At 71.8% G+C, this 24,074-nt stretch carries 22 protein-coding genes; 13 read left to right on the forward strand and 9 right to left on the reverse strand.

What is annotated here, in order from left to right; translation table 11 throughout:
• Positions 1-17 precede the first annotated feature (17 nt).
• On the reverse strand, positions 18-1,637 hold the full coding sequence (locus AB0C96_RS14415) for a M4 family metallopeptidase (protein WP_362917174.1): 1,620 nt from the start codon (positions 1,635-1,637) through the stop codon (positions 18-20).
• Positions 1,638-1,912: 275 nt separating this feature from the next.
• Complete coding sequence (locus tag AB0C96_RS14420; protein WP_362917176.1) at positions 1,913-2,374, reverse strand: MarR family winged helix-turn-helix transcriptional regulator; 462 nt, start codon at positions 2,372-2,374, stop codon at positions 1,913-1,915.
• Between the two features lie 64 nt (positions 2,375-2,438).
• Here AB0C96_RS14420 and AB0C96_RS14425 point away from each other — a divergent pair, with 64 nt between their 5' ends.
• Positions 2,439-3,350, forward strand: a complete 912-nt coding sequence (locus AB0C96_RS14425) for an LLM class flavin-dependent oxidoreductase (RefSeq protein ID WP_362917178.1) — start codon at positions 2,439-2,441, stop codon at positions 3,348-3,350.
• 68 nt (positions 3,351-3,418) lie between these two features.
• Here AB0C96_RS14425 and AB0C96_RS14430 read toward each other — a convergent pair whose 3' ends face one another.
• Positions 3,419-4,549: a DUF5937 family protein gene (locus AB0C96_RS14430; protein ID WP_362917180.1), complete on the reverse strand. Its 1,131-nt coding sequence runs from the start codon at positions 4,547-4,549 to the stop codon at positions 3,419-3,421.
• 124 nt (positions 4,550-4,673) lie between these two features.
• On the opposite strand from AB0C96_RS14430, the gene AB0C96_RS14435 reads away from it, so the two are divergent.
• Genes AB0C96_RS14435 through AB0C96_RS14450 form a run of 4 tightly spaced genes read left to right on the forward strand, consistent with a single transcriptional unit; the run spans position 4,674 to position 8,348 of the window.
• Positions 4,674-5,879 carry an amidohydrolase gene (locus AB0C96_RS14435; protein WP_362917182.1) on the forward strand — a complete coding sequence of 402 codons (1,206 nt, stop codon included), beginning with the start codon at positions 4,674-4,676 and terminating at the stop codon, positions 5,877-5,879.
• Positions 5,879-6,682 carry an amino acid ABC transporter permease gene (locus AB0C96_RS14440; RefSeq protein WP_362917184.1) on the forward strand — a complete coding sequence of 268 codons (804 nt, stop codon included), beginning with the start codon at positions 5,879-5,881 and terminating at the stop codon, positions 6,680-6,682. Before AB0C96_RS14435 ends, AB0C96_RS14440 begins: the two co-directional genes overlap by 1 nt.
• Positions 6,679-7,437, forward strand: coding sequence for an amino acid ABC transporter ATP-binding protein (locus AB0C96_RS14445; protein WP_362917187.1), 759 nt, complete (start codon positions 6,679-6,681; stop codon positions 7,435-7,437). The genes AB0C96_RS14440 and AB0C96_RS14445 overlap by 4 nt, the downstream gene beginning before the upstream one ends.
• Before the next feature lie 29 nt (positions 7,438-7,466).
• Complete coding sequence (locus tag AB0C96_RS14450; protein WP_362917189.1) at positions 7,467-8,348, forward strand: transporter substrate-binding domain-containing protein; 882 nt, start codon at positions 7,467-7,469, stop codon at positions 8,346-8,348.
• 117 nt (positions 8,349-8,465) lie between these two features.
• On the opposite strand, the gene AB0C96_RS14455 is transcribed toward AB0C96_RS14450, so the two are convergent.
• Positions 8,466-10,994 carry an ABC transporter permease gene (locus AB0C96_RS14455; RefSeq protein ID WP_362917191.1) on the reverse strand — a complete coding sequence of 843 codons (2,529 nt, stop codon included), beginning with the start codon at positions 10,992-10,994 and terminating at the stop codon, positions 8,466-8,468.
• Between the two features lie 35 nt (positions 10,995-11,029).
• The gene (locus tag AB0C96_RS14460) at positions 11,030-11,818 is read right to left on the reverse strand and encodes an ABC transporter ATP-binding protein (protein ID WP_362917193.1); all 789 of its coding nucleotides are present in this window, start codon (positions 11,816-11,818) and stop codon (positions 11,030-11,032) included.
• A 211-nt stretch (positions 11,819-12,029) separates the two neighbouring features.
• On the opposite strand from AB0C96_RS14460, the gene AB0C96_RS14465 reads away from it, so the two are divergent.
• Together AB0C96_RS14465 and AB0C96_RS14470 are read left to right on the forward strand one after the other, a co-directional pair.
• Positions 12,030-13,226 (forward strand): ATP-binding protein, encoded by a 1,197-nt coding sequence (locus tag AB0C96_RS14465; protein WP_362917195.1) that lies wholly within the window; start codon positions 12,030-12,032, stop codon positions 13,224-13,226.
• A 32-nt stretch (positions 13,227-13,258) separates the two neighbouring features.
• On the forward strand, positions 13,259-13,963 hold the full coding sequence (locus AB0C96_RS14470) for a response regulator transcription factor (RefSeq protein WP_362917197.1): 705 nt from the start codon (positions 13,259-13,261) through the stop codon (positions 13,961-13,963).
• Between the two features lie 7 nt (positions 13,964-13,970).
• Here AB0C96_RS14470 and AB0C96_RS14475 read toward each other — a convergent pair whose 3' ends face one another.
• On the reverse strand, positions 13,971-14,549 hold the full coding sequence (locus tag AB0C96_RS14475; RefSeq protein WP_362917199.1) for a TetR/AcrR family transcriptional regulator: 579 nt from the start codon (positions 14,547-14,549) through the stop codon (positions 13,971-13,973).
• A 35-nt stretch (positions 14,550-14,584) separates the two neighbouring features.
• Positions 14,585-15,256: a class I SAM-dependent methyltransferase gene (locus AB0C96_RS14480; RefSeq protein ID WP_362917201.1), complete on the reverse strand. Its 672-nt coding sequence runs from the start codon at positions 15,254-15,256 to the stop codon at positions 14,585-14,587.
• Between the two features lie 95 nt (positions 15,257-15,351).
• On the opposite strand from AB0C96_RS14480, the gene AB0C96_RS14485 reads away from it, so the two are divergent.
• The 6 genes from AB0C96_RS14485 to AB0C96_RS14510 all read left to right on the forward strand — a co-directional run bounded on the left by AB0C96_RS14485 (position 15,352) and on the right by AB0C96_RS14510 (position 20,420).
• Positions 15,352-16,272: an NAD(P)/FAD-dependent oxidoreductase gene (locus AB0C96_RS14485; protein WP_362917203.1), complete on the forward strand. Its 921-nt coding sequence runs from the start codon at positions 15,352-15,354 to the stop codon at positions 16,270-16,272.
• Positions 16,273-16,295: 23 nt separating this feature from the next.
• A complete protein-coding gene (locus AB0C96_RS14490; RefSeq protein WP_362917205.1) occupies positions 16,296-16,940 on the forward strand; it encodes a hypothetical protein in 645 nt (214 codons plus the stop codon).
• Between the two features lie 117 nt (positions 16,941-17,057).
• Entirely contained in the window at positions 17,058-17,840 is a 783-nt protein-coding gene (locus AB0C96_RS14495) for a DUF899 family protein (RefSeq protein WP_362917207.1), read from the forward strand.
• A gap of 332 nt (positions 17,841-18,172) precedes the next feature.
• Positions 18,173-18,787, forward strand: coding sequence for an ABC transporter ATP-binding protein (locus AB0C96_RS14500; RefSeq protein ID WP_362917403.1), 615 nt, complete (start codon positions 18,173-18,175; stop codon positions 18,785-18,787).
• Positions 18,784-19,656: a metal ABC transporter permease gene (locus tag AB0C96_RS14505; protein ID WP_362917209.1), complete on the forward strand. Its 873-nt coding sequence runs from the start codon at positions 18,784-18,786 to the stop codon at positions 19,654-19,656. Before AB0C96_RS14500 ends, AB0C96_RS14505 begins: the two co-directional genes overlap by 4 nt.
• Positions 19,605-20,420 (forward strand): ABC transporter substrate-binding protein, encoded by an 816-nt coding sequence (locus AB0C96_RS14510; RefSeq protein ID WP_362917211.1) that lies wholly within the window; start codon positions 19,605-19,607, stop codon positions 20,418-20,420. Before AB0C96_RS14505 ends, AB0C96_RS14510 begins: the two co-directional genes overlap by 52 nt.
• Positions 20,421-20,500: 80 nt before the next feature.
• Here AB0C96_RS14510 and AB0C96_RS14515 read toward each other — a convergent pair whose 3' ends face one another.
• Positions 20,501-22,228 (reverse strand): class I adenylate-forming enzyme family protein, encoded by a 1,728-nt coding sequence (locus tag AB0C96_RS14515; RefSeq protein WP_362917213.1) that lies wholly within the window; start codon positions 22,226-22,228, stop codon positions 20,501-20,503.
• Positions 22,225-24,024: a CoA transferase gene (locus AB0C96_RS14520; protein WP_362917215.1), complete on the reverse strand. Its 1,800-nt coding sequence runs from the start codon at positions 24,022-24,024 to the stop codon at positions 22,225-22,227. Before AB0C96_RS14520 ends, AB0C96_RS14515 begins: the two co-directional genes overlap by 4 nt.
• Positions 24,025-24,074 lie beyond the last annotated feature (50 nt).

The raw sequence follows: 24,074 nt of genomic DNA on the forward strand, positions 1-24,074 counted from the left end.
CGCGTACGCGGAGCCGGTTACTTCACGTTGAGGCCGGTCCAGGCCGCGCCGACCGCCTTGTACTCGGCGCCGGTCGTGCCGTACAGATCACCCGCCGCCTTCAGGGTCGCGGTGCGCGCGGCCTTGTAGTTGGTGGTGGAGGTCATGTACGTGGTGAGGGCCTTGTACCAGATCTTCTCGGCCTTGTTCCGGCCGATGCCGTTGACCTTGGAGCCGTCGTAGGTCGGGCTGTTGTAGCTGACGCCGTTGATGGTCTTGGCGCCGCTGCCCTCGGACAGCAGGTAGAAGAAGTGGTTGGCGACGCCGGACGAGTAGTGCACGTCCTTGTTGCCGACACCGCTGGACCAGTAGTCCGCGGAGGCGCCGTCCTTGCTGGGCTTGTCCATGTAGCGCAGCGGGGTGCCGTCGCCGTTGATGTCGATCTTCTCGCCGATGAGGTAGTCACCGGGGTCCGACGGGTTGTTGGCGTAGAACTCGGCCGACGTGCCGAAGATGTCGGAGGTGGCCTCGTTGAGGCCGCCGGACTCGCCGCTGTAGTTGAGTCCTGCGGTGGCCGCGGTGACGCCGTGGCTCATCTCGTGGGCGGCCACGTCGAGGGAGGTCAGCGGGTGGGAGTTGCCGCTGCCGTCGCCGTAGGTCATGCAGAAGCAGCCGTCGTCCCAGAACGCGTTGACGTAGGCGTTGCCGTAGTGGACGCGGGAGTAGGCGCCCTTCCCGTCGCCGCGGATGCCGTTGCGGCCGAAGGTGTTCTTGTAGAAGTCCCAGGTGACGGCCGCCCCGTAGTGCGCGTCGACACCGGCGGTCTGCCGGCCGCCGCCCCATGTGTCGTCCGCGTCGGTGAAGAGCGTGCCGGTGCCCTGCGTCTTCTGGTTGAGGTCGTACGTCTTGTGGCCGCCGCGGGAACCGTCGGTGAGCTGGTAGGTCGTTCCGCTCTTGGTGGTGGTGAGCGGGACCGTGCCGCTGTAGGTGCTGGTACCGGTGCCGGTCTCGATGGCCTCGTTCTGGAAGAGCTGCTTGCCGGTGGCCGCGTCGGTGATGACGTGCAGCTGACTGGGCGTCCCGTCCTTCTGCACGCCGGTGACCACGGTCTCGTACGCGAGGACCGGCTTGCCCGTGGCGGCCCAGATCACCTTGCGCGGCGTGGCGGAGCCGTGCGTGGTGGTGTCCTTCTTCGCGGCGGCAGCGCGCAGGGCGCTCTTCTTCGCGGCGGAGGGGGCGAGTCCGGCGGCCGTACTGGCCACGGATATCCGGGCGTTGGTCGCCTTGGTGACGCTGCGGGTGCCGTTCGCGGCCTGGTGGACCACCAGGTCGCCGCCGAGGACCGGCAGCCCGGCGTAGGTGCGCTCGTACCGGGTGTGCACCGTGCCGTCCGCGTCCTTGATGACGTCCCGGACGAGGAGCTTCTCCTGTGCGCCGAGGCCGATCTTCGCGGCGGTCGCGGCGGCACCGCCCTGAGCGTCCTTGATCGCGGACGCTCGCTGGGCGGTGGAGAGCGCGACCGCCGACGCGCCGGTGGTGCGGTCCGGCTGCGCGCTGGCCGATCCGGCCTGGACGCCGACCGCGACCATGGCGGCGGAGGCGACCAGGGCGGCAGCGCGCAGGGCGGTCGTGCGGGGGGTGGTCGAGATGCGTCTCAACTCGGTCTCCCTTGAAGAGGCCGTGGGGTCCCACGGGCCCTAGAGGTGGGGCCGGGCAGCCGAGGGGTGGGGTGCCCGGTGGAGCAGGAGTGAATCGAGTGGAGACTGCCATGAGTTGACGGCTCGTGACAGATGTTCAACATGCAAGAAACAACTTATTCACGAATTCCATCGCTCCGGGACGCCGCCGGGACCGAAGAATGTCGATATCGGATCGCCAACTGCCCGGCGGCGTCGGTGCGTCGAGGGACGTCAGTCCGGTTGAACGAGGGCCTTCAGGGCCTGTGCGGAGTTCCGATCAGCACCCGCAGCGCCTTCATCAGCCGCGTCGCGTCCTTCTCACCGAGCGGGGCGAGGAACTCCCGTTCCGCCGCCTCGCGGGCGTCCTCGGCATCGGCCCGCACCCGCCTGCCCCGCTCCGTCAACTCAACGACGTTGCGGCGGCGGTCCTGTTCGCTGCGGCGCCGCTCCACCAACCCCTTGCCCTCCAGTGCGTCGATGAGCGCGACCATCGTCGTGCGGTCCACGCCCAACCGCCGCGCGGCCTCCAGCTGCGACAGCGGGCGGCCTGCCGCCAGCACCGCGAGCACTGCCAACTCCCGCGCGTCCAGCCCGAACGGGGCCAGTGCGGGCCCGGCGTGCTCGGCCAGCCGCAGCTGCGCGTGCTTGAGCAGGTAGCCCAGCCGCGTGCCGAGCAACTCCTCGACCGCGGCCCCGTTGTCGTCGTTCTCCGCCATTCCGGCATCCTAACCATCCGGCGCTGATAGTCAGCAGCGCTGACGATCAACTATGGTGACGATTATGTCCATCGACGCACCGCACCACACGCTCCGCTTCGGCATCAAGACGACGCCCATGCACCTGACCTACGACGACATCCTCCGCGTCTGGGAGGAGGCCGACGAACTGCCCGAACTCGACGACGCCTGGCTGTGGGACCACCTGATGCCGCTGGCCGGACCGCCTGGCGGCGCCGTCCTGGAGGGCTGGACGCTGCTGTCCGCACTGGCCGCCCGTACCACTCGGCTCCGCCTCGGCCTGCTCGTCACCAGCAACAGGCTGCGCGCCCCCGCCCACCTCGGAAAGATCGCCACCACGGTGGACGTGATCTCCAAGGGGCGCCTGATCATGGGCCTCGGCGTCGGCGGCACCCGACAGCCCGCCGGCCCCAACCCGGCCGTCGCCGAGTACGCCGCCTACGGCCTGCCGCTCCCGAGTCCCGGTGAGGGCCTGGACCGCCTCGCCGAGACGATCACCATCCTGCGCCGCATGTGGACCGAGGAGGTCTTCGACCACGACGGCCTCTTCACCACCCTGCGCGGCACCCGCAACGGCCCCGGCCCGGTCAGGCCGGGCGGCCCGCCGCTACTGCTCGGCGGTTGGGGCGACCGCACGCTGCGCATCATCGCCGAACACGCCGACATCTGGAACGTCCCCGGTCCGCCCCACAACGGCACCGACTGGATCGCCGAGCGCGCCCGCGTCCTGGACGCGCACTGCGCGGCGATCGGCCGCGACCCTGCCGAGATCACCCGCTCCGCGCAGATCATCGTCGACTACGCCGACCCCGCCGCCACCCGCGCCCACGTCAGGGCACTCGCCGCCGTCGGCATCCGGCACGTCGTGCTCGCGCTGCCCCGCCCCTATCCGGACCATGCCGCCCGCTGGCTCGTCGACGAGATCGTCACCCCTGTCCGCGAGAACGGCGCCTGACGGTCTCTCCGCCACTCGGCCGCGCACCTCGCCTCCTGGGTGCGGTAGTGGTGCCCCTTGCCTCGGCGTCAGCGGAAGAGTGCGGCGAGCAGATCATCGCCGATGCGGCGCACCGGCTCCAGGCGCAGTTGGTAGTACGCGCGGCGGCCGGCGCGGTCGACCGTCACCAGGCCCGCCTGGCGCAGCCGGGCGAGGTGGCGGGAGACCTGGGGGAGGGTCATGCCGCTGCGGGCGGCCAGTTCCGAGGGGGTGAGGGGTTCGCGTGCGATGGCGCGGGCGATGCGCTGACGGCCGGGGTCGCGGAGCACTTCGAGCCGGCGGTGGACATCCGCGTAGTTGGGCTGTGCGGCGCCCTCCGTGAGCGGCGGGTACTGGATGACGGCGACCGGCCCCGGCTCGTGCTTGACCAGGACGTGGGGGCGGCCGAAGACCGAGGGCACGACGAGCAGCCGCGTGGTGGCGACGTTCACGATGCCGTGGTGGAACTTGTCGAACACCACCCGCGGTGGCCCACTGCGGTACGAGGCCGAGGGGTCCAGCCCGGCCAGTGCCTGGCCGGGGCCGCTGCGTTCGATGGTCGCGCGGAGCCGAGGCACATGGGTGGCGATCGTACGAGCCGCCCGTGTCAGGTCCGGCTCCAGGGCCCGGGCCGCCTGGGACAGCAGGGCGAGCAGGTCGGAGCGGAGTTCGTCCGGAGCGTCGAGCAGTCGCCGGGCGAGTTCGGCCCGGGCGGTTGAGCGAAGCTCGGCCGCGGCCAGCAGGTCGTCCCGCTGCGTGGCGTCGTGCAGCACCCGGTCCAGCGGGGCTCCGGAGTTGCCGCCGCGCACCGCATAGCCGGTGAGCTCGGCGAAGCGCGGGAGCGGCAGGTCCGCGATATCGGCCAGTTCGGCGTCGAGGGGGCGGTCCGCCGTCGCGCGCAGGGGCAGCAGGTACCGGGCGCGGTAGGAGGCCCACAGCGGGGCCCAGCCCATGATCCGCTGCCGAAGCCCCGCGGGCAGGGCCGCGACCGCCCCCTCGTCGCGGGCAGGGCCACCGCTTCCAGGCCCTTCGGCGTCCAGGTTGCGGGCCCACCGGACCGTGGCGGGATGGTGTTCGGCTTCCGTGTAGGCGTGGAGCGCCGCCGTCAGCTCGGCCAGCGGCGAGGCGCCGACGACAACGCTGGACGGGGCCGCTCCGGCGAGCATCAGGACCACGCTCATCGCCGCCTCCTGTCCCGTGCCGCACCTCGGTCGCTTACCGCGAGTGCGGTAACCATAGTCGAAGCCGTACGGGCAGCTCCTAGCGTTCCGGCAACCCCAGAACGTCGCACCACTCGGAGCGTCCATGCATTCCCCAGTCCCCGATCTGCGTGCCGCCTTGTGCGAGCACCGGCCCGCGCTGAAGGAGCTGAGTCTCAAGCTGCACGCCATGCCGGAGACCCGGTTCGAGGAGCATTACGCCGTCGAGCAGCTCACCGACCGGCTCGCCGCGGCGGGCTTCGAGGTGGACAAAGGAGTCGCGGACCTGCCGACCGCCTTCACCGCCACCCACCGGGGCGCGGCGGACGGCCCGACGATCGCGGTGCTGCTGGAGTACGACGCGCTGCCCGGTATCGGTCACGGCTGCGGTCACAACCTCATTGCGGCCGGTGGCCTGATCGCCGCGCTCGCCGCGGTCACCGTGAGGCCCGGCCACACCGGGACGCTCAAGGTGATCGGCACCCCGGGCGAGGAGGGCGGCGGAGGCAAGATCCTCATGCTGGAGCGCGGCGCCTTCGAGGGCGTGGACGCGGCGGTGATGTTCCATCCGGCCGACCGCAGCCTGCGGGCCCGGCACGCGCTGGCCGCCAGCCACCTGCGGCTGACCTTCCACGGCGTCGCCGCCCATGCCGCCAAGGCGCCCTGGGACGGCCGCTCCGCAGCCGCCGCCGCGCAGCTGTTTCTCACGGCGGTCGACTCGATGCGGCAGTTCGTCCCGCCGACCGCCCGCGTCCACGGCATCGTGACGCACGGAGGCGACGCCCCCAACGTCGTGCCCGAGCGCGCCGAGCTGGACATCTACGTACGCGAGGCCACCTCCGTGGCCCTGGACGAGCTGCTGGTCCGGGTACTCGCCGCCGCCGAGGGCGCCGCACTGGCCACCGGCACCACGGTCGAACACGCCGAGACCGCGCCCCGCTACACCGAGCGCAACAACAACATGACGATGGCCGACCGGCTCGCCGCCCACGCCGCCGGCCTCGGCCTGGAACTCGAACCGCCGTCCCCCGCGAATCCGGCAGGCTCTTCGGACATCGGTAATGTGTCGGTGAAAATACCCGTGATCCATCCGTACGTGCAGATCTGCCCCCGCGGGACTCCCGGGCATTCCGCGCAGATGCGCGAGGCAGCCCGTACGCCGGAAGCCCACGCCACGACCGAAACGATGGCGACCGCCCTCGCCGCCCTGGTCCTCGACCTCCTCGGCGACCCGGAATTCCTCACCTCGGTGCGCGAGGAGTTCCACGCATCCGTGCCCGACTGTGCCCCCGATCGCTGTCAGGAGTCGTGATGGCCCCTTCCTCCCCGACGGACCTGGCATCCAATGCCCTGGTCGACACGTTCTTCAACTGGGATCTGATCGCCCAGACCTTCCCCAGGCTGATCACCGAGGGGCTGCTCAACACCGTCACCATCGCGGCCGGTGCGATCGTCGTCGGCATCGTCATCGCCCTGGTGGCGGCCCTGCTGCTGCTGTCGAACCGCTGGTGGATACGGCTCCCGGCCCGCCTGTACGTCGACATCTTCCGCGGCCTGCCCGTGATCATCACGGTCATGCTGGTCGGCGTGGGCCTGCCCGCCGCCGGTATCCGCCCCTTCGGCACCGACCCGTTCGGCTACGCGATCCTGGCGATCGGCATCATCTCCGGCGCGTACACCGCGGAGATCTTCCGCTCCGGTATCCAGAGCGTCGATCCCGGTCAGCTCCAGGCGGCCCGCAGCCTCGGCCTGAGCTATCTCAAGGCGATGCGCCTGGTCGTGGTGCCGCAGGGCATCCGGCGTGTGCTGCCGGCGATGGCCGGTCAGTTCGTCAAGGACATCAAGGAGAGCTCGCTGGTGTACCTGCTCGGCCTCGCCGCCGGGCAGCGCGAGCTGTACTTCATCGGGCAGGAGGAGGTCGCCCGCACCTACAACTCCTCCCCGCTGATCGCCGCCGGCCTGTGCTACCTCTGCCTGACCATCCCGCTGACGTACTTCGTCAACCATCTCGACAAGCGGCTGCGCGAAGGCCCGAAGGGCGGCAACCCGCCGGCCGCGGCCGACGCGGACGTCCCCCCGACCCCCGTATCGGCCACCGCAGGAGCGCAGGCATGACCGCCATGACCAAGGCCCCGGCCGCCTCTGCCGCGCTGCGGGTCACCGGCCTCAGCAAGAGCTACGGCAGCCACACCGTGCTGCGCGACATCACCGTCGACGTACGCGCCGGCGAGACCCTCTGCCTGATCGGTCCTTCCGGCTCCGGCAAGTCCACTCTGCTGAAGTGCCTCAACCTCCTGGAGACCCCCGACTCCGGCGAGATCTGGCTCGGCGAGACCTGCCTGACGGCTGCGCGCGCCGACGTCGACGCCGCCCGCGCCCGCATCGGCATGGTCTTCCAGCACTTCAACCTCTTCCCGCACATGAGCGTCGAGCGCAATGTCACGCTCGCCCTGACCGCGGTCAAGGGCATGGACCGCGAGCAGGCCCGGCAGAGCGCGCTGCGCCGCCTGGCGGAGGTCGGTCTCGCCGCCTTCGCCGACCGGCGGCCCGCCCAGCTCTCCGGCGGCCAGCAGCAGCGCGTCGCCATCGCCCGCGCGCTCGCCATGGAGCCCGAGGTGATGCTCTTCGACGAGGCCACCTCCGCGCTCGACCCCGAACTGGTCAAGGACGTGCTCGCCGTGATGCGGGACCTCGCATCGGCCGGTATGACCATGGCCGTCGTCACCCACGAAATGGGCTTCGCCCGGGAGGCCGCCGACCGCGTCGCCTTCATGTGCGACGGCCGCCTCGCCGAGATCGGCACCCCCGACCGGATCTTCGAACGCGCCGACCACCCCCGGCTGCGCCAGTTCCTCTCCCAGGTCCTCTGAACGCCGTCCCCCGTACAGGAGCCCCTCCCATGCACAGCACCCTGCACAGCACCCTGCGCAGATCACTTCTCGCCGGCGCCGCGGCCACGCTGCTGCTGCCCCTCACCGCCTGCGGCGGCGACAGCAGCTCGGTGAAGGCCTCGACCGCCAAGTACAAGCTGGTCCAGAACGGAGTGATCACCGCCGGCACCCAGGCCGAGCAGCCGCCCTTCGCGATGACCGACGCCTCCGGCAACCCCACCGGCTTCGCCGTCGACCTGATGAACGAGGCTGCCAAGCGCCTCGATGTGAAGGTCCAGTACAAGACCACGAACTTGCAGGGCATCCTCGCGGGGCTGTCCGCAGGACAGTACGACATCGGCGTCGCCGGCGTGGGCGCCACCCCCGAGCGCGCCAAGCAGGTCTCCTTCACCACTCCGTACTACTGGGGCTTCACCTCGGTGGTGACCAAGAAGAGCGGCACGGAGACGCACCTCTCGGACTTCGACGGCAAGCGGGTCGGCGTCGTCAGCGGCGCGGTCCAGGAAGCCTTCATCGCCAAGGAGATGCCCAGGGCGAAGCTCGTGAAGTTCAAGGATCAGACGGCGCTGATCTCCCAGCTGCTCTCCGGTGGCGTCGAGGCCATCGTCGTCGGCGGCGCCGACGCCGACGCATACGTGAGGAAGCAGCCCGTACGGACAGCGGTCGAGCAGGACAGCCTTCAAGGCAGCGCCTTCCCGCTGCGGATGAACGGCGACCCGAAGCTCCTCAAGGACATCGACGCCCAGATCGACGCGATGATCGACGACGGTACCTACGTCACGCTGTACAAGAAGTACTTCCAGGACCCGATCGCCGCCGACCTGATCAAGAAGCGCCCCCACCTCGCCAAGCAGGTCGAGGGAACCGACCTGGCCCCCGCGAAGAACTGACTGCGAAGAAGTAGTACGGACCGCCGGCGGCGCCCCTCTTCCACGGGCGCCGCCGGCTTCGCGGACGGGGAAGGTGCTCAACGGCCTTGGGAGAGCAGCGCCGACGGGCCCCCTCCGTCATTCGGTGTCTGTGGTGATGGCCTTCAGCATAGGGATCCTCGCGGCCCGGCGCCCCGGCCAGAGGGAGGCGAGGACGCCGATCGCGGCGGTGGCGAGGAAGAAGAGGACCGTACGGCCCCACGGGATGACGAGGGGGACGCTTTCCTGGCCGAGGACGGCCGCCGCGCCGATCGCGCTGCCGGCGACGAGGCCCAGTGCGGAGCCGAGGAGGGAGATGGTGACCGATTCGAGCCGCAGGACGGAGCCGATGCCTCGGCGGTCCAGACCGAGGGCCCGTAGTACGCCGATCTCCCGGACGCGTTCGAAGACGGCCATGCCCATGGTGTTGACCACGCCGAGGGCCCCGATCAGCACGGTGACGCTGAGCATGGCGTACATGATGTTCAGGAACGGGCCGGTCCTGGCAGCGGCTGCCGCCCTTGCGTCGGTGCGGTCCTGTACGAGGAGCGCGGGGTTGTCCAGGGTGCGCCGGATCTCCTGCCGGAGCGCGGCCGTGCGGCCGTGGGCGGCGTCGACCAGGACGGATTCGACACGTGGCCGGTGCTCTGTGTCGGCGGTGGGCGGCAGCGTCCTGTCGGAGAGGAGGACGGGAGCCAGGGCGTCCGTGCCGTCGTAGATCGCCACGACGGGCAGGGTGGTCTTCGTGCCCGAGTCGTTGAGCGTCGCGGTGACGCGGGAGCCGAGCCGCCAGCCCTGGTCGGTGGCCGTCTGTTCGGTGACGGCGATGCCGTGGTCGAGCTGGTCCAGCGAGCCCTTTCGGACGGTGACTGCTGCCAGGCGTTGCACCGTCGCGGGGTTGACGGCGTTCGCCGGCAGGGAGTTGCCGCCGGCGACGTCGACGTAGGTGTGGATGACCGGGGTGGCGGCCTCGGTGTCCGGGAGCCGTGCCACGCGGGCGGCGGTGTCGTCGCCGATCTCGGCGAAGTCGACGGCCGTGATGCGCAGGTCCGAGGTCATGGAGCGGTCGGCGTCCTGCTCATCCATGCGGTTCACCGAGGAGACGACCACGGTGACCGCGGTGATCACCGCGAGACCGACCATGAGGGCGGTCGCGGTGGCCGCCGTCCGCCGTGGGTTGCGGCGGGCGTTCTCCACGGCGAGCTTGCCGCGGATGCCCGCCAGCCGGGTCAGCGGGGAGCGCATCAGCCCAGTGACGCCGAGAGCGAGCAGCGGGGTGAGGACGATCAGCCCGATCAGGAGGACGGGTACGGCGCAGAAGAGCAGGTTCTGGCTGCCGACGGCGGCAGCGACCAGCAGGGCGCCGAACGCGGTGGCGGCCAGGCCGATGGCGTTGCGGCGGCGCAGCGAGGCCGCGGTGGGGGGCTCGCTGGTACGCAGCGCCGCCACGGGCGGTACGGCCGCCGCCCGACGGGCCGGCAGGTACGCGGACAGTACGGTGACGCCGATGCCGACCGCGAACGCCGCGATGAGCGGTGTGACGGAGAAGATGTGCAACGGGGCACTCGGCCCTCCGGTGACCCCGAACAGCCTGCTCAGCAGCGCCGCGACCCCGATGCCCAGCACATAGCCCGCCACCGAGGCGACCGTTCCGACGAGGGCGGCTTCGGCCAGGACCAGCCGCATCACGTACTTCCTGGTGGCGCCGACCGCGCGCAGCAGGGCATGTTCGCGGGCGCGGGCCGCACTGAGCATGGTGAAGGTGTTGGCGACCAGGAGGGTGGAGACGAACAGTGCGATGCCGGCGAAGCTCAACAGCAGTCCGGTGAGCTTCTGATCGTCGGCGGTGAAGGCCGCTGCTTCGGCGTCCAGGTCCGCTCGTGTCACGGCCCGCAGTCCGGAGGGTAGCAACTCCTGGGCCTGTGCGGCGAGTTGGGTCTCCGGCGTGCCGTCGGCCGCGGCCAGGGTGATCGCCGTGTAACTGCCCGGGGCGGCGGCGAACTGCTTCTGCGCGGTGCGGGTGTCGAAGGCGATGAGCGTGCCGCCGGCCGCCGAGCGGCTGTCCTGGGCGGTGAAGACGCCCACCAACCGGGCGCTCCGGGCGGTGCCGTTGACAACGATGCGCACCCGGTCACCCACCCGGCGCCCGGCCCGCTCGGCGGCCTGCTTCTCGACGGCGACCTCTCCGGCGGCACGGGGGCCGCGGCCGGCCGTGAGCGGGTAACGGGGGTCCTTGCCCGTACGGTCGGTGACGTAATTGATGCCCGCGGCCTGGTTCAGATCGCCGACCAGGGTGCCGTCGGAGCCGGCGAGGAAGGCGCGGCCCTCCACAGTGCCGCGGGCCGCGGCCGCCCCGGGCAGCGCGCCCAGCCGCCGCAGCAGCGTGTCGTCGAGACGGGGAGCACCGCCGGAGGAGTCCGCGGGCCGCGAAGGGCCAGAGCGGTCCGGTTTGATCTCAACGGAGACATCGGGTTGGGAGTTGGCCCGTGCACGAGCCACGGCCGTGCTGACGGACTCGCTGTAGATCAGCGACCCGGTCACGAACGCCACGCCCAACAGCACGGCGAGAGCGGGCATCGCGAAACGGAGGCGGTGGGAGCGCAGGGTGCGAACAGCGGCGCGGAACATCGACGGCCTTCTGGAGGGGATCGGTCGGTGGGTCGTCACGGTCGGCCGACCCGCTGCGAGACGTCGAAAGCCTTCATCTGCTCCAGCACCCCGGCCGCGGTCGGGTCCGGCATCTCGTGGACGAGGCTTCCGTCGGCCAGAAAGAGGGCACGGTCGGCGTGCGCCGCGGCCACCGGGTCGTGGGTGACCATCACGATCGTCTGGCCCAACTCCTTTGCGGAGGAGCGCAGGAACGACAGGATCTCGGCTCCCGCCCGGGAGTCGAGGTTGCCGGTGGGCTCATCGGCGAAGACGATCGCCGGCCGGGTGGCCAGGGCCCTGGCACAGGCGACCCGCTGCTGCTGGCCGCCGGACAGCTGGGCGGGGCGGTGACCGAGGCGGTCCGCCAGCCCCAGGATGTTGATCAGGTCCGTCAGCCACTCCTGGTCGGGGGTGCGCCCGGCCAGGTCGCCCGGCAGGGTGATGTTCTCCCAGGCGGTGAGGGTGGGCAGCAGGTTGAACGCCTGGAAGACGAAGCCGATGCGCTCGCGCCGGACCCTGGTCAGCTGGACGTCGTTCAGCGAGCCCAGGTCGGTGTCGCCGATGCGCGCCGTACCGGACGTGGGCGTGTCCAGTCCGGCCAGGCAGTGCATGAACGTGGACTTGCCGGATCCGGAGGGCCCCATGATCGCGGTGAACTCGCCGCGCAGGAAACGGGCCGACACCCCGGCCAGCGCCATGACGCGGGTCTCGCCCTCGCCGTAGACCTTGGTCAGACCGTCGGCGGCGGCGACCACCGCGCCCGGCCTCTCGGGGGACGACAGGGCGTCCGTCCTCTGATTCATCGCATCGCTCCTGGATGACTGCTCGTGGAAAGGCGGCTGGGTCGAAGGGCGGGGGAGGGGCGAGGCCGGCGGGCACCGGGGCGTCCCTGGAGGTCGATCCTTCGGTGCGGCGGGGGTGCGGCGGATCCACCGGAATGCCGAAGCGGCCGCTGCCTCCCTCGGCCGAAAGGCCGAGGTGGCGTGCGGGCGTGCTGCCGTAGCGTGACCTGCCATGATCTCCGCGCTCCGGGCCCGTTCCGGTACCCAGCAAGCCCTCTTGTGCCTCGTCGGCGCTGCCCTGGTCGTCCTCGTGGTGCTGGAGGGGTTGAACGCGCCGTACCTGCCGGTGGCTGCGGCGACGGCAGCCTCCGGGGTGCTGTGCCTGGCCGCCCTGGTCGTGCCGGAACGCCTGTTCGCACGGCAGGTCGCACTCGCCACGGCCGCCTCGTGCACCCTGACCGTGGTGGAGACGCAGCTGCCCCACCGTCCTGAGAACACCCCGGGCATGGTGGAGCTGTGCGCGCTGCTGCTGCTGATCACCCGCGCCGTGCGGCGCCACCGTCCGCTGAAGGCGGTCGCACTGGCCGCGGGACCGGCTCTCGCCGCCGTCCTGCTGCCGTTGCGGATTGCCGAGTGGGACCACCATCTCAAGGACCTGATCACCCTGATCGCTGTGGTCGCGGTGCCGTTCATGGTGGTGCTCGGCTGGTGTCTGCGCCTGTGGGACACGTTGCGCGAACGGGAACGCGAGGCCGTCCGGCAGGCCCAGCGCCTGGAGCACGCACGGGAGTTGCACGACTTCGTGGCACACCACGTCACGGCGATCGTCACCCGGACCAAGGCCGCGCGCTTCGCGGCCGCGGCCGGCCACTCCCAGTCCCCGGAGGACCTGGACCGGATGCTCGCCCAGATCGAGCGGGCCGGATCCCAGGCGATGGGGTCGATGCGCGCCATGGTCTCCGACCTGCGGGACACCACCGCACCCGCCGCGACCCTTCCCGCAGGCGGCCTGGGCGGTCTGCGCGACCTCACGCGGGAGTTCTCCGCGGCGGGACCGCCCGCGGCCCTGACCCTCGATCCGCAGCTCGCCGACCGCCGACTCCCGCCCGAGACCACCACCGCGGTTCACCGCGTGGTGCAGGAGGCACTGACCAACGTCCGCAAGCACGCGGCCGGTGCCAGCCGGGTCGAGGTGCGGGTCGCGGTGCGGCCCGGCGCCCCGGACCGGCTGGAGGCCTCGGTGACCGACGACGGGCGGGGTGGCACTCCGACCGCCGGTGAGCGGGCGGACGGGCGTGGCTACGGCCTGATCGGTCTCGCCGAGCGGGTCGAGAGGCTCGGCGGGCGCATCACCGCCGAGTCGCAGGACGGCAGCGGCTGGCGTGTCCTGGCGGTCCTTCCCCTGGACCCCGACTCCTCCTCCGGCTGATGGCCGGCGCACCTCCTGCGATCATGTCCGGCATGACGATCCGGGTGCTCATCGCCGACGACCAGGAGATGGTTCGTGCCGCGTTCCGCATGATCCTCGACTCCCAGCCCGACATTCAGGTCGTCGCCGAGGCGGCGGACGGGGCCACGGCTGTCGAGCAAGCCCGGCGGCTACGGCCCGACGTCTGCCTCCTGGACATCCGCATGCCCGAGCTGGACGGCCTGGAAGCCACTCGCCTCCTTGCCGGGCCGGATGTCCGACACCCCATGAACGTCCTCATCGCCACGACCTTCGACCTCGACGAATACGTCTACAGTGCCCTCCGCAACGGTGCCTGCGGCTTCCTGCTCAAGGACGGAGCTCCCGGCCTGCTCACCGAAGCGGTGCGCGCCGCGGCCGCGGGGAATTCGCTGATCTCCCCTTCGGTGACCGTCCGCCTGCTCGCGCACATGGCGCCGCATCGCAGCCGGCCGGCCACCTCTGAGGACCGTCCGGTCCCTGCGGGAACGCGCGGGCCGGACGGGCCGGTAGAGCCGCTGACCCAGCGTGAACTCGACGTCGTACGCCTTGTCGCGCGCGGACGTACCAACGAGGAACTGGCCGCCGAGCTCTACGTCACCCTGTCCACGGTCAAGACCCACCTCGGCAACGTCCAGCGCAAGCTAGCCGCCCGCAACCGGGTCGAGATCGCCGCCTGGGCCTGGGAGAACGGGATCTGCACCGGCGGCCAGGACTGACGGCCTCCTACGGTGCCTGCGCGGCGACGACCCTGTGGAACAGCGCCTGGACTGCCACGGTGACATCGTCGGAGGAGCCGTGGTGGCAGGGCCCGGCATAGGCATGGGTGAGGAAGTCCGCGGTCAACTCCACTTCACTCACGTCGAATTCACCGGCCTTGGTGCCCTCGGTGAGGATGGTCACCAGGACGTCGCGCGCGGCACCCGTGGGCTCCTCGCCGCCCGCGCCCAGCTCATGGAAGAGCAGGTGATACAGCTCGTGATGGTCGCGCTCGGCGGCGACCCAGGCGGCGACCAGGCCGTCCAGACGCTCGGCCCAGCTCAGGCCCGGCTGCTCCAGCAGTCGCGCGGGCCGCTCGGCCATCCGCTCCCACATCTCCGCCTGCAACGCCGTCAGCAGCTCCTGCTTGGAGGCGAAGTAGAGGTAGACGGTGCCCTTGGCGACCCCGGCCCGCGCGGCGACCTTGCTGATCGTCAGCGCCTCGTAGCCGTCCTCCAGCAGCAGGGCGGCCACCGCATCGAGGATCTGGCGGCGGCGGACGTCGGGCGGCTGGAAGCGGCCGGTGGGCGCGGTCTTGGCGGGCACGGGGTTCTCCTGGCAGGGCGGTGACCGGCGTCCGGTCAGCTGTCCTCACCGAGGATGCCATGCGGCCTGCGGGCCCATACAAGCACCGCGGCGTCCGTGCCGTGTCCCTCGTCGCGAGAGCCCTCTGCGTGCTCGTATCCCGGATGCTGATGCAGCGGAACCCGCAGTCGCTCGGCGCGCAGCAGTTCCAGGTCCGCCAGGTGGCCGCGGAGTTCGTCCAGGGTGGCCAGCTCGCCGGGGGCTCCCCACGTGCAGCTGTCCTCGTCCCATTCGCCGATGACCAGGATGCCGCCGGGCGCCACGGCGGCGACCGCGGTGGCCAGGGTGGCGGTGCGAGCCGGGCCGCGCGGCGGCAGGGCGTAGGAGCTGAGCACCAGGTCATAGGTGCCGTCGGGCTGCCAGGTGGCGCTGTCGCCGACGAGGAGTTCGAGATCCAGGCCGCGCCGGCAGGCACTGGCGCGGGCACCGGCGATCGCGCGGGGTGCGATGTCGACGCCGGTCACCCGCCAGCCGCGCTCGGCGAGCGCCAGGGCGTTGCCGCCCGCTCCACAGCCCAGATCCAGGGCTCTGCCGGGGGCCGGCTCCTCAGTCCGTGCCAGTAGCAACGGGTCGGGCGCCATGGTGTCGCTGCCGTCGCCTTTGTAGACGGCGTCCCAGTCGGTGTGGCCGTCGTGGGAGGGGCTGCTGGTGAGTGTGCCGCTGTTCACAGGGGGCCTCCGTGGGAAGAGAACTGCGCGAATGACCGTTGGTCAGTAGTATGACCGACGGTCATTCATTCCGTAAAGCGCCCCAGGAGGCTGTGATGAGCACCCCCGAGTACGACACCGTGATCATCGGCGGCGGCCCCGCCGGACTCACCGCGGCCCAGGCCCTCACCCGCTACCGCCACCGGTCCCTGGTCGTGGAATCCCCGCACCCGCCCCGGAACCAGGCGTCCCGCGGCGTCCACGGCATGATCGGCCTGGACGGCGCGACCTCCGCCGAGGTGCGGGACCGGGTGTGGCGGGAGCTGGACCACTACGGCCTCGCCGAGCTGCGCCGCACCACCGCCGACGACGTCGTTCCGCTCCCCGAGGGCGGCTTCCGGGTGCACCTGGCGGACGGGACCGCCGCCTGGGCGCGCACCGTGCTGCTGGCCACCGGAGTCCGCGACCTGCACCCCGAGGGCGTCGAGGGCTTCGAGGAGTGCTGGGGCCGAACCGTCATCCACTGCCCGTTCTGCATCGGCTGGGAGAACGCCGACCGCCGCTGGGCCGTGATCGCCGATGACCCCGACTACGCCGCCATGGCGGGCACCGCGTTCCGCGCCTGGTCCGGCGACGTGATCGCCATCGCGCCGCTCGACATGGACCGTGCCGACCAGGTGCGCCGCACCCTCCAGGAGGCGGGCAGCGACCTGGTCCAGGGGGACATCGCCCGGCTGCACCACCACAACGGCGACCTGCACACCGTGGAACTCGCCGACGGCACCCGCATCGCACGGCAGACCCTGCTGTGGTCCCCGCCCCAGGAACAGGTCCCGCTCGTCCGCCGCCTGGCCAGGAGACTCGGGCTCGTACGGGACGACGACGGCTTCGTCACCGTCGACGACACCCGCCGGACCAGCGTCCCCGGGCTCTACGCCGCCGGAGACCTGACCACCCAGTGGGAACAGGGCGCCGTCGAGGCCGCGGCGGCCGGCGCCGCAGCCGCCGGCGCCATCCACTTCGCCGGCCTGCACTGACCGACCGAGATCCGGAGCCACCCATGCCCCGCCCCACCCTCCCCATCACCGCGGCCTTCACCGACTACATCGACCACATCGGCGACCGCACCGCGATGTACGAGGCCGTCGCCGCCCACACCGGCGCCCAGCGCGTCCTCTACCCCGGCAGCTACCTGGACCTCGCTCCCTCCTTCGTCTGGCCCGACGTCACCTACCTCGACGCCGACCCGCGCGCCCGCCGGGCCTTCGCCGACCCGGACCACGCCCGTCAACTGGCCGTGCACCGCAGGCGATTTCCCCAAGACCCACGGATCACCTTCCTCCCCGGCGACTACGCCCACACCCTCGCCGCCCTGCCGGCCGACGGCTGGGACCTGGTCATCTCCCTCTATGCGGGCCCCGTCTCCGAACACGCCACCCGCTGCTTGCGCCCCGGGGGGTGGCTCCTGGCCAACAACAGTCACGCCGACGCCGGCCTGGCCGCACTCGCCCCTGGCTACCGCCTCACCGCCGCCCTCCACAACGACCGAGGGCGCCACCGCCTGGTCGCCCACCGCCTCGACCGCTACCTCCAGCCCCGACGGCCACCCCACCCCATGCGCGAGGAACTGCACCGACGTGGCCGCGGCATCGCCTACACCCGCCCCGCCGACGCCTACCTCTTCCAATACCGACCCATCACGTAACCCCTGTCCGGTAGATCCGACGGCGCGATGAGTTCCGGCCGGGGCGCGAGTCTGTTCTGGTGACTGTCGCAGGACATCGCACGACGCTGCCCGGCACGAGACACCACGGAGGACACCATGACGACCATGCCGAACGACCCGACCACCACGCCGCCCGGCCGCCCGCCCGTCGTTGACCTGGCCACCTGGCAGACCGCCCGTGACGAGCTCCTGCTCCGCGAGAAGGCCCACACCCGCGAGGGCGACGCCCTCGCCGCGGCCCGCCGCCGGCTGCCGATGGTGGAGCTCGACGGGACGGTCGAGGTCGTCGGACCCGACGGCCCGGTCCCGTTCCTGGACCTGTTCCAGGGCCGCGACGAGCTCGTGGTCTACAAGCACATGTGGTACGACGGCGCGCCGCACCAAGGGCAGTGCGAGGGCTGCACCACCACGGCCTGGCACCTGAAGGACGCCGTCTACCCCAACGCCCGCGGCGTCTCGTTCGCCATCCTGACCACGGGACGTTGGGACGAGGTGGCCTCCTACGCCGAGTTCATGGGCTACACCCAGCCCTGGTACTCGGTGCGCGACGTGGACGCGCCGGTCGGCGGCGACATGGGTTACCTCACCTGCTTCCTGCGCGACGGCGACCGCGCGTTCCTCACCTACTCCACGACGGGCCGTGGCAACGAGCCGGTCAACGGGTCCCTCGGCCTGCTCGACATGACGCCGTACGGCCGCGGCGAGGCGTGGGAGGACAACCCCGAGGGCCGGCCCGAGGGCCGCCGCCCGTGCTGGTACTGGCGCTCGGACGCGGACGGAAACGCCACCTGGGGCCCGACCAGCCGCCCCGTGCCGCAGTGGACCCGCCCCGGCGCGACCCCCGTGGAGACCCTCGGCCGGCACGGCCACCACCACTGACGCGTCCTCGTCGACGGCGTCGGCAAAAAGTGGGCTGCGGAAAGCGTCGAAGCCTCAGGCCAGAGCGGTTGTTGCCGAAATGCGCGGAACACCCTCTCCATCTTTTGGGAACGCACCGGCACTCTCCGCAGGCCACGGCGCAACATCACGCCGCAGGCGTGCCCGAAGCGTCGAGGGTTTCCCCAGCATCGGGTGCTTGCCGCCCGGACGCCTCATTTCACGGGAACTCGGCGCGGGGCCGGGCCGACTAGTGGGGCGTGGAGCGGAGCGAGGATGGATCGGTGTCCCTGGAGGCGCCGCAGGCGGGCTGTGCGGCAGGGCTCGATGTGCGGATGCGGGGTGTGGTGTGCCGTCATGGCCGGCTGGAGGCCGTGAGCGGGGTCGATCTGGATGTGGCCGCTGGTGAGCGGGTCGCGCTGACCGGGACGAACGGGTCGGGGAAGACGACGCTGCTGCGGGCGATGCTCGGGCTGCACCAGCGGTTCGAGGGGGAGATTCTGGTCGGTGGGCGCGGTACACGTAGTGCCGCCGAGTGGGCTTGGCGGCGGCGGGCGTGTGGGTGGATTCCGCAGCGGCCGGCGGCCGGGCGTTTCCCGCTGCTCGCTAAGGAGTTGCTGGCCAGTAGCGGTGCTCCGGAGGCGGCGGTGGAGGCGGCGGAACGGCTGGGCGTGGGGGATCTCGGGGACCGGCCGGTGGACGCTCTCTCGGGTGGTCAGTTGCAGCGGATGCACCTGGCACGGGCCGTGGGGTGTGTGGCGGCCGGGGCGGGTGTGCTGCTCGCGGACGAGCCGACCGCGGCGCTGGACTTCGCGGGGCAGGAGGAGGCCGCCGAGGTGCTCACTTCGCTGCCGGTGACGCTGATCGTCGTGACGCATGACCGGGCGATGGCGGCGCGGTGCGATCGGACGCTGGAGATGGCGGCGGGCCGGCTGCGGGAGGTGGCGTGAGCGCCTGGGGGCAGGTCGGTGACCTGTTGCAGTTGGTGCCGGTGCAGCGGGCGGGGGTTGGGCTGCTGCTGGCCGCCTTTGGGTTGCCGGTCGTCGGTGTGGTGATCGTCGGGCTGGACATCATGCCGGTGCGGTTCGCGATGATGCATGTGGCGCTGCTGGGCATCGCGGTGGGGCAGTTGGTGGGCCTGGACCCGGTGGTGTGTGCGCTGGGGGCGTGTGCGCTGGCGGGGGCCGGGGTGGCTCCGCTGGCCCGTACGCCCGACGGCCTGTCGGGGGCCATGGGGCTGTTGATGAGCCTGGCCATCGCTGCCGCGCTGTTGCTGCTGGCGCTGTCCGGGGTGAATGCCAATGGGGCGTTCGCGCTGCTGTGGGGGTCGATTCTGGCGGTGCGCCCGAGCGACCTGGTGGTGCTGGGCGTGCTGGCGGTGGCCGTGCCGGGGTTGTTCGTCTGGCGGCGTCGCGAGCTGGCGCTGCTCTTGCACGACCGGGAGCTGGCCTGGTGCTCCGGTGTGGCGGTGCAGCGGCTGACGGTGGTGCTGCTGGTTCTGGTGGCGGTCGCGGTGGCCGGTGCCATTCGTCTGACGGGCGCGTTACTGGTGGACGCGTTGACCCTGCTTCCGGCGCTTGCCGCCCGTCGCCTCGGGCGTTCGCTGGTGTCGATCACGTTCTGGGCGATCGGTATCGGCGTCGTCGTGAACGTTGTCGGCTTTCTGATCTCGCTGACCTGGGACCTGCCGCCCGGTCCGGTGCTCGTCCTCGCTGCGGGGGCGGTCGCCCTTGCCGCACACCTCATCCCCGAACGGAGAACATCGTCATGGCGTACGTCCGCTTCCCCCTCCGTCCCGTCGCCGCCGTCACTGCACTGAGCGCGGGACTTGTCCTGCTGACCGGCTGTGGTGACGGCACCAGCTCCGGAAAGGGAGAGGGAGAAAAGGCCGGCAAGTCGTCGGGTCCTGTTGTGGTCGCCACCTCCAGTTGGGAGGCGGCGCTGGCGAAGGCAGCCGGGGCCAAGAACGTCACGTCCATCGTCCCCGCCTCGATCAAGCATGCGCCCGACTACGACGTGAAGCCCTCCGATCTGACCAAGGTCGCCGAAGCCGACTACGTCCTGTACGCCTCGTTCGAGCCGTTCGCGGGACGGATCAAGGACGCGGCCGGTTCCCAGGCGAAGGCGGTCGAGGTCAACCTGGACAACACCCCTGCGAAGACCAGGGCCGAGGTGACGAAGCTGGGGAAGGCGTTCGGGACGGAGCAGGCCGCCGCCAGGTGGAACGCCGAGTTCACGGGGGAGTGGGATTCTCTGGCCAAGCAGGTGAAGGCCACGTGGCCCGGTGGGAAGGCCCCGGCGGTGGCGGCGCAGATGTTCACGACGTGGGCGGCGCAGTTGGCGGGGGCGAAGGTGGTCGGTACGTACGGCCCGGAGGCGGTCACGCCGGCTCAGCTGTCCGCACTGTCGGCGAAGAAGCCGAAGTTCGTGCTGGACAACGAGAACATGTCGACCGGGATCGTGCTGCCCGCCTCGGGCGCCAAGCAGCTGAACATCGCCAACTATCCCGGCGCGGACCTCGACCTGCTCGGGGTCTACCGCAAGGCCGCCGGGCAGATGGAGAAGGCGTTTTCCGGTTCCTGACCGGGGCGGCTCGCGTAGGCAGGGGGTAGATGTAAGGGCAAGGGGAGGGGCTGCTGTGTGCGGCCCCTCCCCTTGCGGCGTCAGCCTGCCTGTGCGTGCTCGGTGGGGAATTCGGCGGCCGCCCTCTTCCGTAGGGCGGCGCGGTCGGGCTTGCCCGCCGGGGTGAGAGGCAGTTCGTCGGTCACCAGCAGCAAGCGTTCCGGGTGTTTGCGGCGTTCCAGGCCACGGATGTCCAGGTGGGCACAGAGGCTCTCAAGTGCCGGTCTCCGTCCGGTTCTTGGTACGACGCAGGCCGCGAGCCGTTCGCCCATGAGCGGATCGGGGATGCCGACGCACAGTACGTCGCGTACGTCCGGGTGGGAGGAGAGCTCGCCTTCGACCTCGGCGGGGCTGATGTTCGCGCCGCCGCGGATGACGATGTCCTTCAGACGGCCGACGACGTGCAGGGTGCCGTCGGCGTCCAGCATGCCGAGATCGCCGGTACGGACCCAGCCGTCGGCCGTGCGGTAACGCATGTTCAGCTCGGGTGCGCCGACGTAGCAGAGCGGGGTCATCGGGCCGCGCGCGATGATCTCGCCCGCGTCGCCGGAGGTGCCTCCGGGCAGCGGGGCGATGCGGATCTCACAGACGCGAGGATCGGGTCGGCCCACCGCGATGCCAGGTCCGCTGTCCGGGCCGTTGTCGGGGGCGTTGAGGCTGGTCAGGCCGCCGTGGCAGTTGACGCCGTCGGCGGAACCGTAGAGGTTGACCACCGCGCATGCGAAGGCTCGGCGGGCCTCGTCGCGGGTGGCCGCGTCGAGCGCCGAGCCGCCGAGCACCAAGGCGGTGGGCCCGGTCGGCCCGGTCGGCCCGGTGGGCCCGGTGGGCTCGTCGGCTCCGTCCGGAAGCCGGTCGAGCATCATCCGCACCATGGTGGGCACACCCAGCACGTGGGTGGGCCGGTGGGCACGGATCGCCTCCAGCGCCGCGTCGGGCGTGAAACGGTCCAGCAGCACGAGGCATCCGCCGTGCCGGGCGAGGGTGACGGCGGTTCCGTTGCTGCCGAAGGCCGAGGCGAGCGGGATCAGGAACAGGCAGCGGGGCCGCGTACCGTCACCGAGCAACGGTGCGAACGCGTTGCCGCGTCCGCCGGCGAGCGCGTTGTGCGAGTACGCCACCATCTTGGGCTCGGCCTCGGAACCGGACGAGACCAGGATCCGGGCCGCCGTGTCGGGGTGGGGGCGCGCGGGCGTGAACGCGGACGGGTCGGTGCGCAGGAGGTCGGCCAGTGACAGGCAGCCGTCGGGGACCGGGCCGGGACCGGCGGCGATCACTGCGCGCAGGGCGGGGAGTTCGCCGGACGCGGTGGACAGTTCGGCCAGCTCTCGTGCGTGCTCGACGCCGCGGTGCTCGATGGCGGCGATGACCGCGCGGGCGCCGGAGCGGCCGAGCAGCGACAGGGCTTCCCGCCCGCCCCGTCCGACCGGGAAGGGCAGGACGACCGCGCCGAGTGCGGCCACGGCGAGGTCCGCTGCCACCGCCTCTCCGCTGTTGGGGAGTTGGACGCCCACGATGTCCCCGGGACAGACGCCCGCTTCGGTGAGCCCGGCGGCCAGACAGCGTGCCTGCTGGTCCAGCTCGGCGTAGCTGACCTGGCCGCGTGCGTCGATCACGGCTATGGCATGCGGGTCGGCCATGCGTCGTGTGCGGAACAGCGCGTACAGGTCCAGGTCGGGGCAGTGGCCTTCGGCGGCCCAGGCACGCCGCAGCGCCGTGGGGACCAGATCGTGGAACCGGGAGGAGAGCCGGGATGGGGACTGGACGGTCATGCGAACCTCCAGGGCGAGGGAACGACGAGGGAACCGTGCACATCGCGGGTGAAGGCGCCGTGCCAGCGCGGGTCCTGCGGCAGCGCGGCGAGGTCGGTGGTGACGGCGGTGGCGGACCGGCCCTGTGCGCGCAGGGCGGCGACCGCCTGGTCCGTCGTCATCTCGCGTAGCCGTGCCGGGTCGGCACCTGCCCGACAAGCGGAGTCGTCCGCCGGGGCCACCCATCCGTCGGCCGTCGGCAGTGGGCGGCGGAATCCGGCCGGGCGGCGCGGGTCCCGGCCCGCAGCGGACCGTCGCAGCGCGGGCGCGGTGAGCGTCTCCGCAGCACCGAGCAGCGAGGACTCCACCCGTACGCCGAGCCCGGTGCGCTCCCGAGACAACAAGCCGGCCAGTGCGGCCTCGGCGCCGACCAGTCCGCCGAGTACGTCGATCAGGGTCATCAGGGAGGGGGCGGGCGGCTCGTCGGCCGGCCGGGCCGCTTCGCCGACGCCGGTACGGGCCTGGACCATGAAGTCGGTGCCCATCGGGGCGTCGGGCAGGCGGCCCGCCCAGCCGCTGGTGCAGGCGTACACCAGGCGCGGGTTGACGGCGGCGAGACGGTCGGCGCCCAGCCCCCACTGTTCCGCCTTGCCCGGTGCCCAGTTGTGCAGGAAGACGTCCGCGTCGGCGGCCAGCTCACGCAACTCGGCCTGCCCGGCAGGGGACTTGATGTCGATCTCCACGGCCTGCTTGCCCCGGTTGAGGGCGAGCCAGCGGGCGGAGACGCCAGAGGTGCAGGGCGGCATTGCGCGCAAGGGATCCCCGCCAGGTGGTTCGATCCGTACGACGTCCGCGCCGAGCAGGCCGAGGAGGTGGGCGGCGAGCGGGGCCTGGATGCGGCGGCCGGCTTCCAGAACAGTCAGGCCGGCGAGGGGGAGAGCGTCGGCGGGGAGGGGGCGGGCTGTGGACGGGGGCCCGGCCTCCCCGGGGTACGGCGTGAGGGTCCATGGCGCGGCGGGGATCGCCTCCGCCGCCCGTTCGGCCAGTGCGCGCAGGGCGCACACCTCGGCCCCCGATGCGGCGGCGGCCTCACGTATTCGGGGCCAGGCGGCATCGTTCGCCGTTCGGTGCAGGGCCTGGGGGATGGGTGCGCAGGCGGTGGCGTAACGGAACTGGAAGGCCGGCCAGCCGCTGCGTATCGCCTCCTCAGGGGCGCCGAGTGCGCGCCAGAAGCGGGCCCAGGGGGCGGGTTCCAGCGCCTCCAGCTCGAAGCGGGTGCCGCAGGCGGCCGTGAACGGCGGGCCCCCGGGAGCCAAGGGCACCGCCTCCGCCTCGGGCGCGTTCGCGGCCGCGATGTACTGGGAGATCGTCAGCAGCGCCGCCCGGTCGGCCCCGGTGGTGATCTCTGTGGCCTCACCCCCACCACGTGCCCGGCCGAGAAGCGCGGCGAGCAGCCCCTGCACGGTGAGGACCGACGCACAGGTGGCGGCGTAATCGACGGCGAGGCCCCGGGGCCCGCCGTCGCGCCTGCCGTGCACATGCATCACTCCGCCGGCCGCCTGGACGGTCGCCTCGTCGGCGCCGTCCGCCTCCGGCAGGACATCCGCCCAGGCGGCGTGTGCGGTGACCTCGCCCGGCCCGTTTCCCGCCGCGGCGAAACGGGCGGGACCCGTCGACGTTACCGAGCTCTCCGTCGCCCTCGCGCCGAGCGAGCGCAGGTGGGCAAGGGTCGGCGCGGTAAGTGCGGCAGGGCCGGCGACCTCTACCGTCACCTCCTCCAGAGGCCGGTGCGTACCGATGACAGTGGTGTGACCCACGGCATTCCTCTCCGGCGGCCGGTCGCGCGCCGCGTGTCGTGTACGGACCT

This window comes from Streptomyces sp. NPDC048506 (genome assembly GCF_040651315.1).
In the GTDB taxonomy this organism is placed as follows: domain Bacteria; phylum Actinomycetota; class Actinomycetes; order Streptomycetales; family Streptomycetaceae; genus Streptomyces.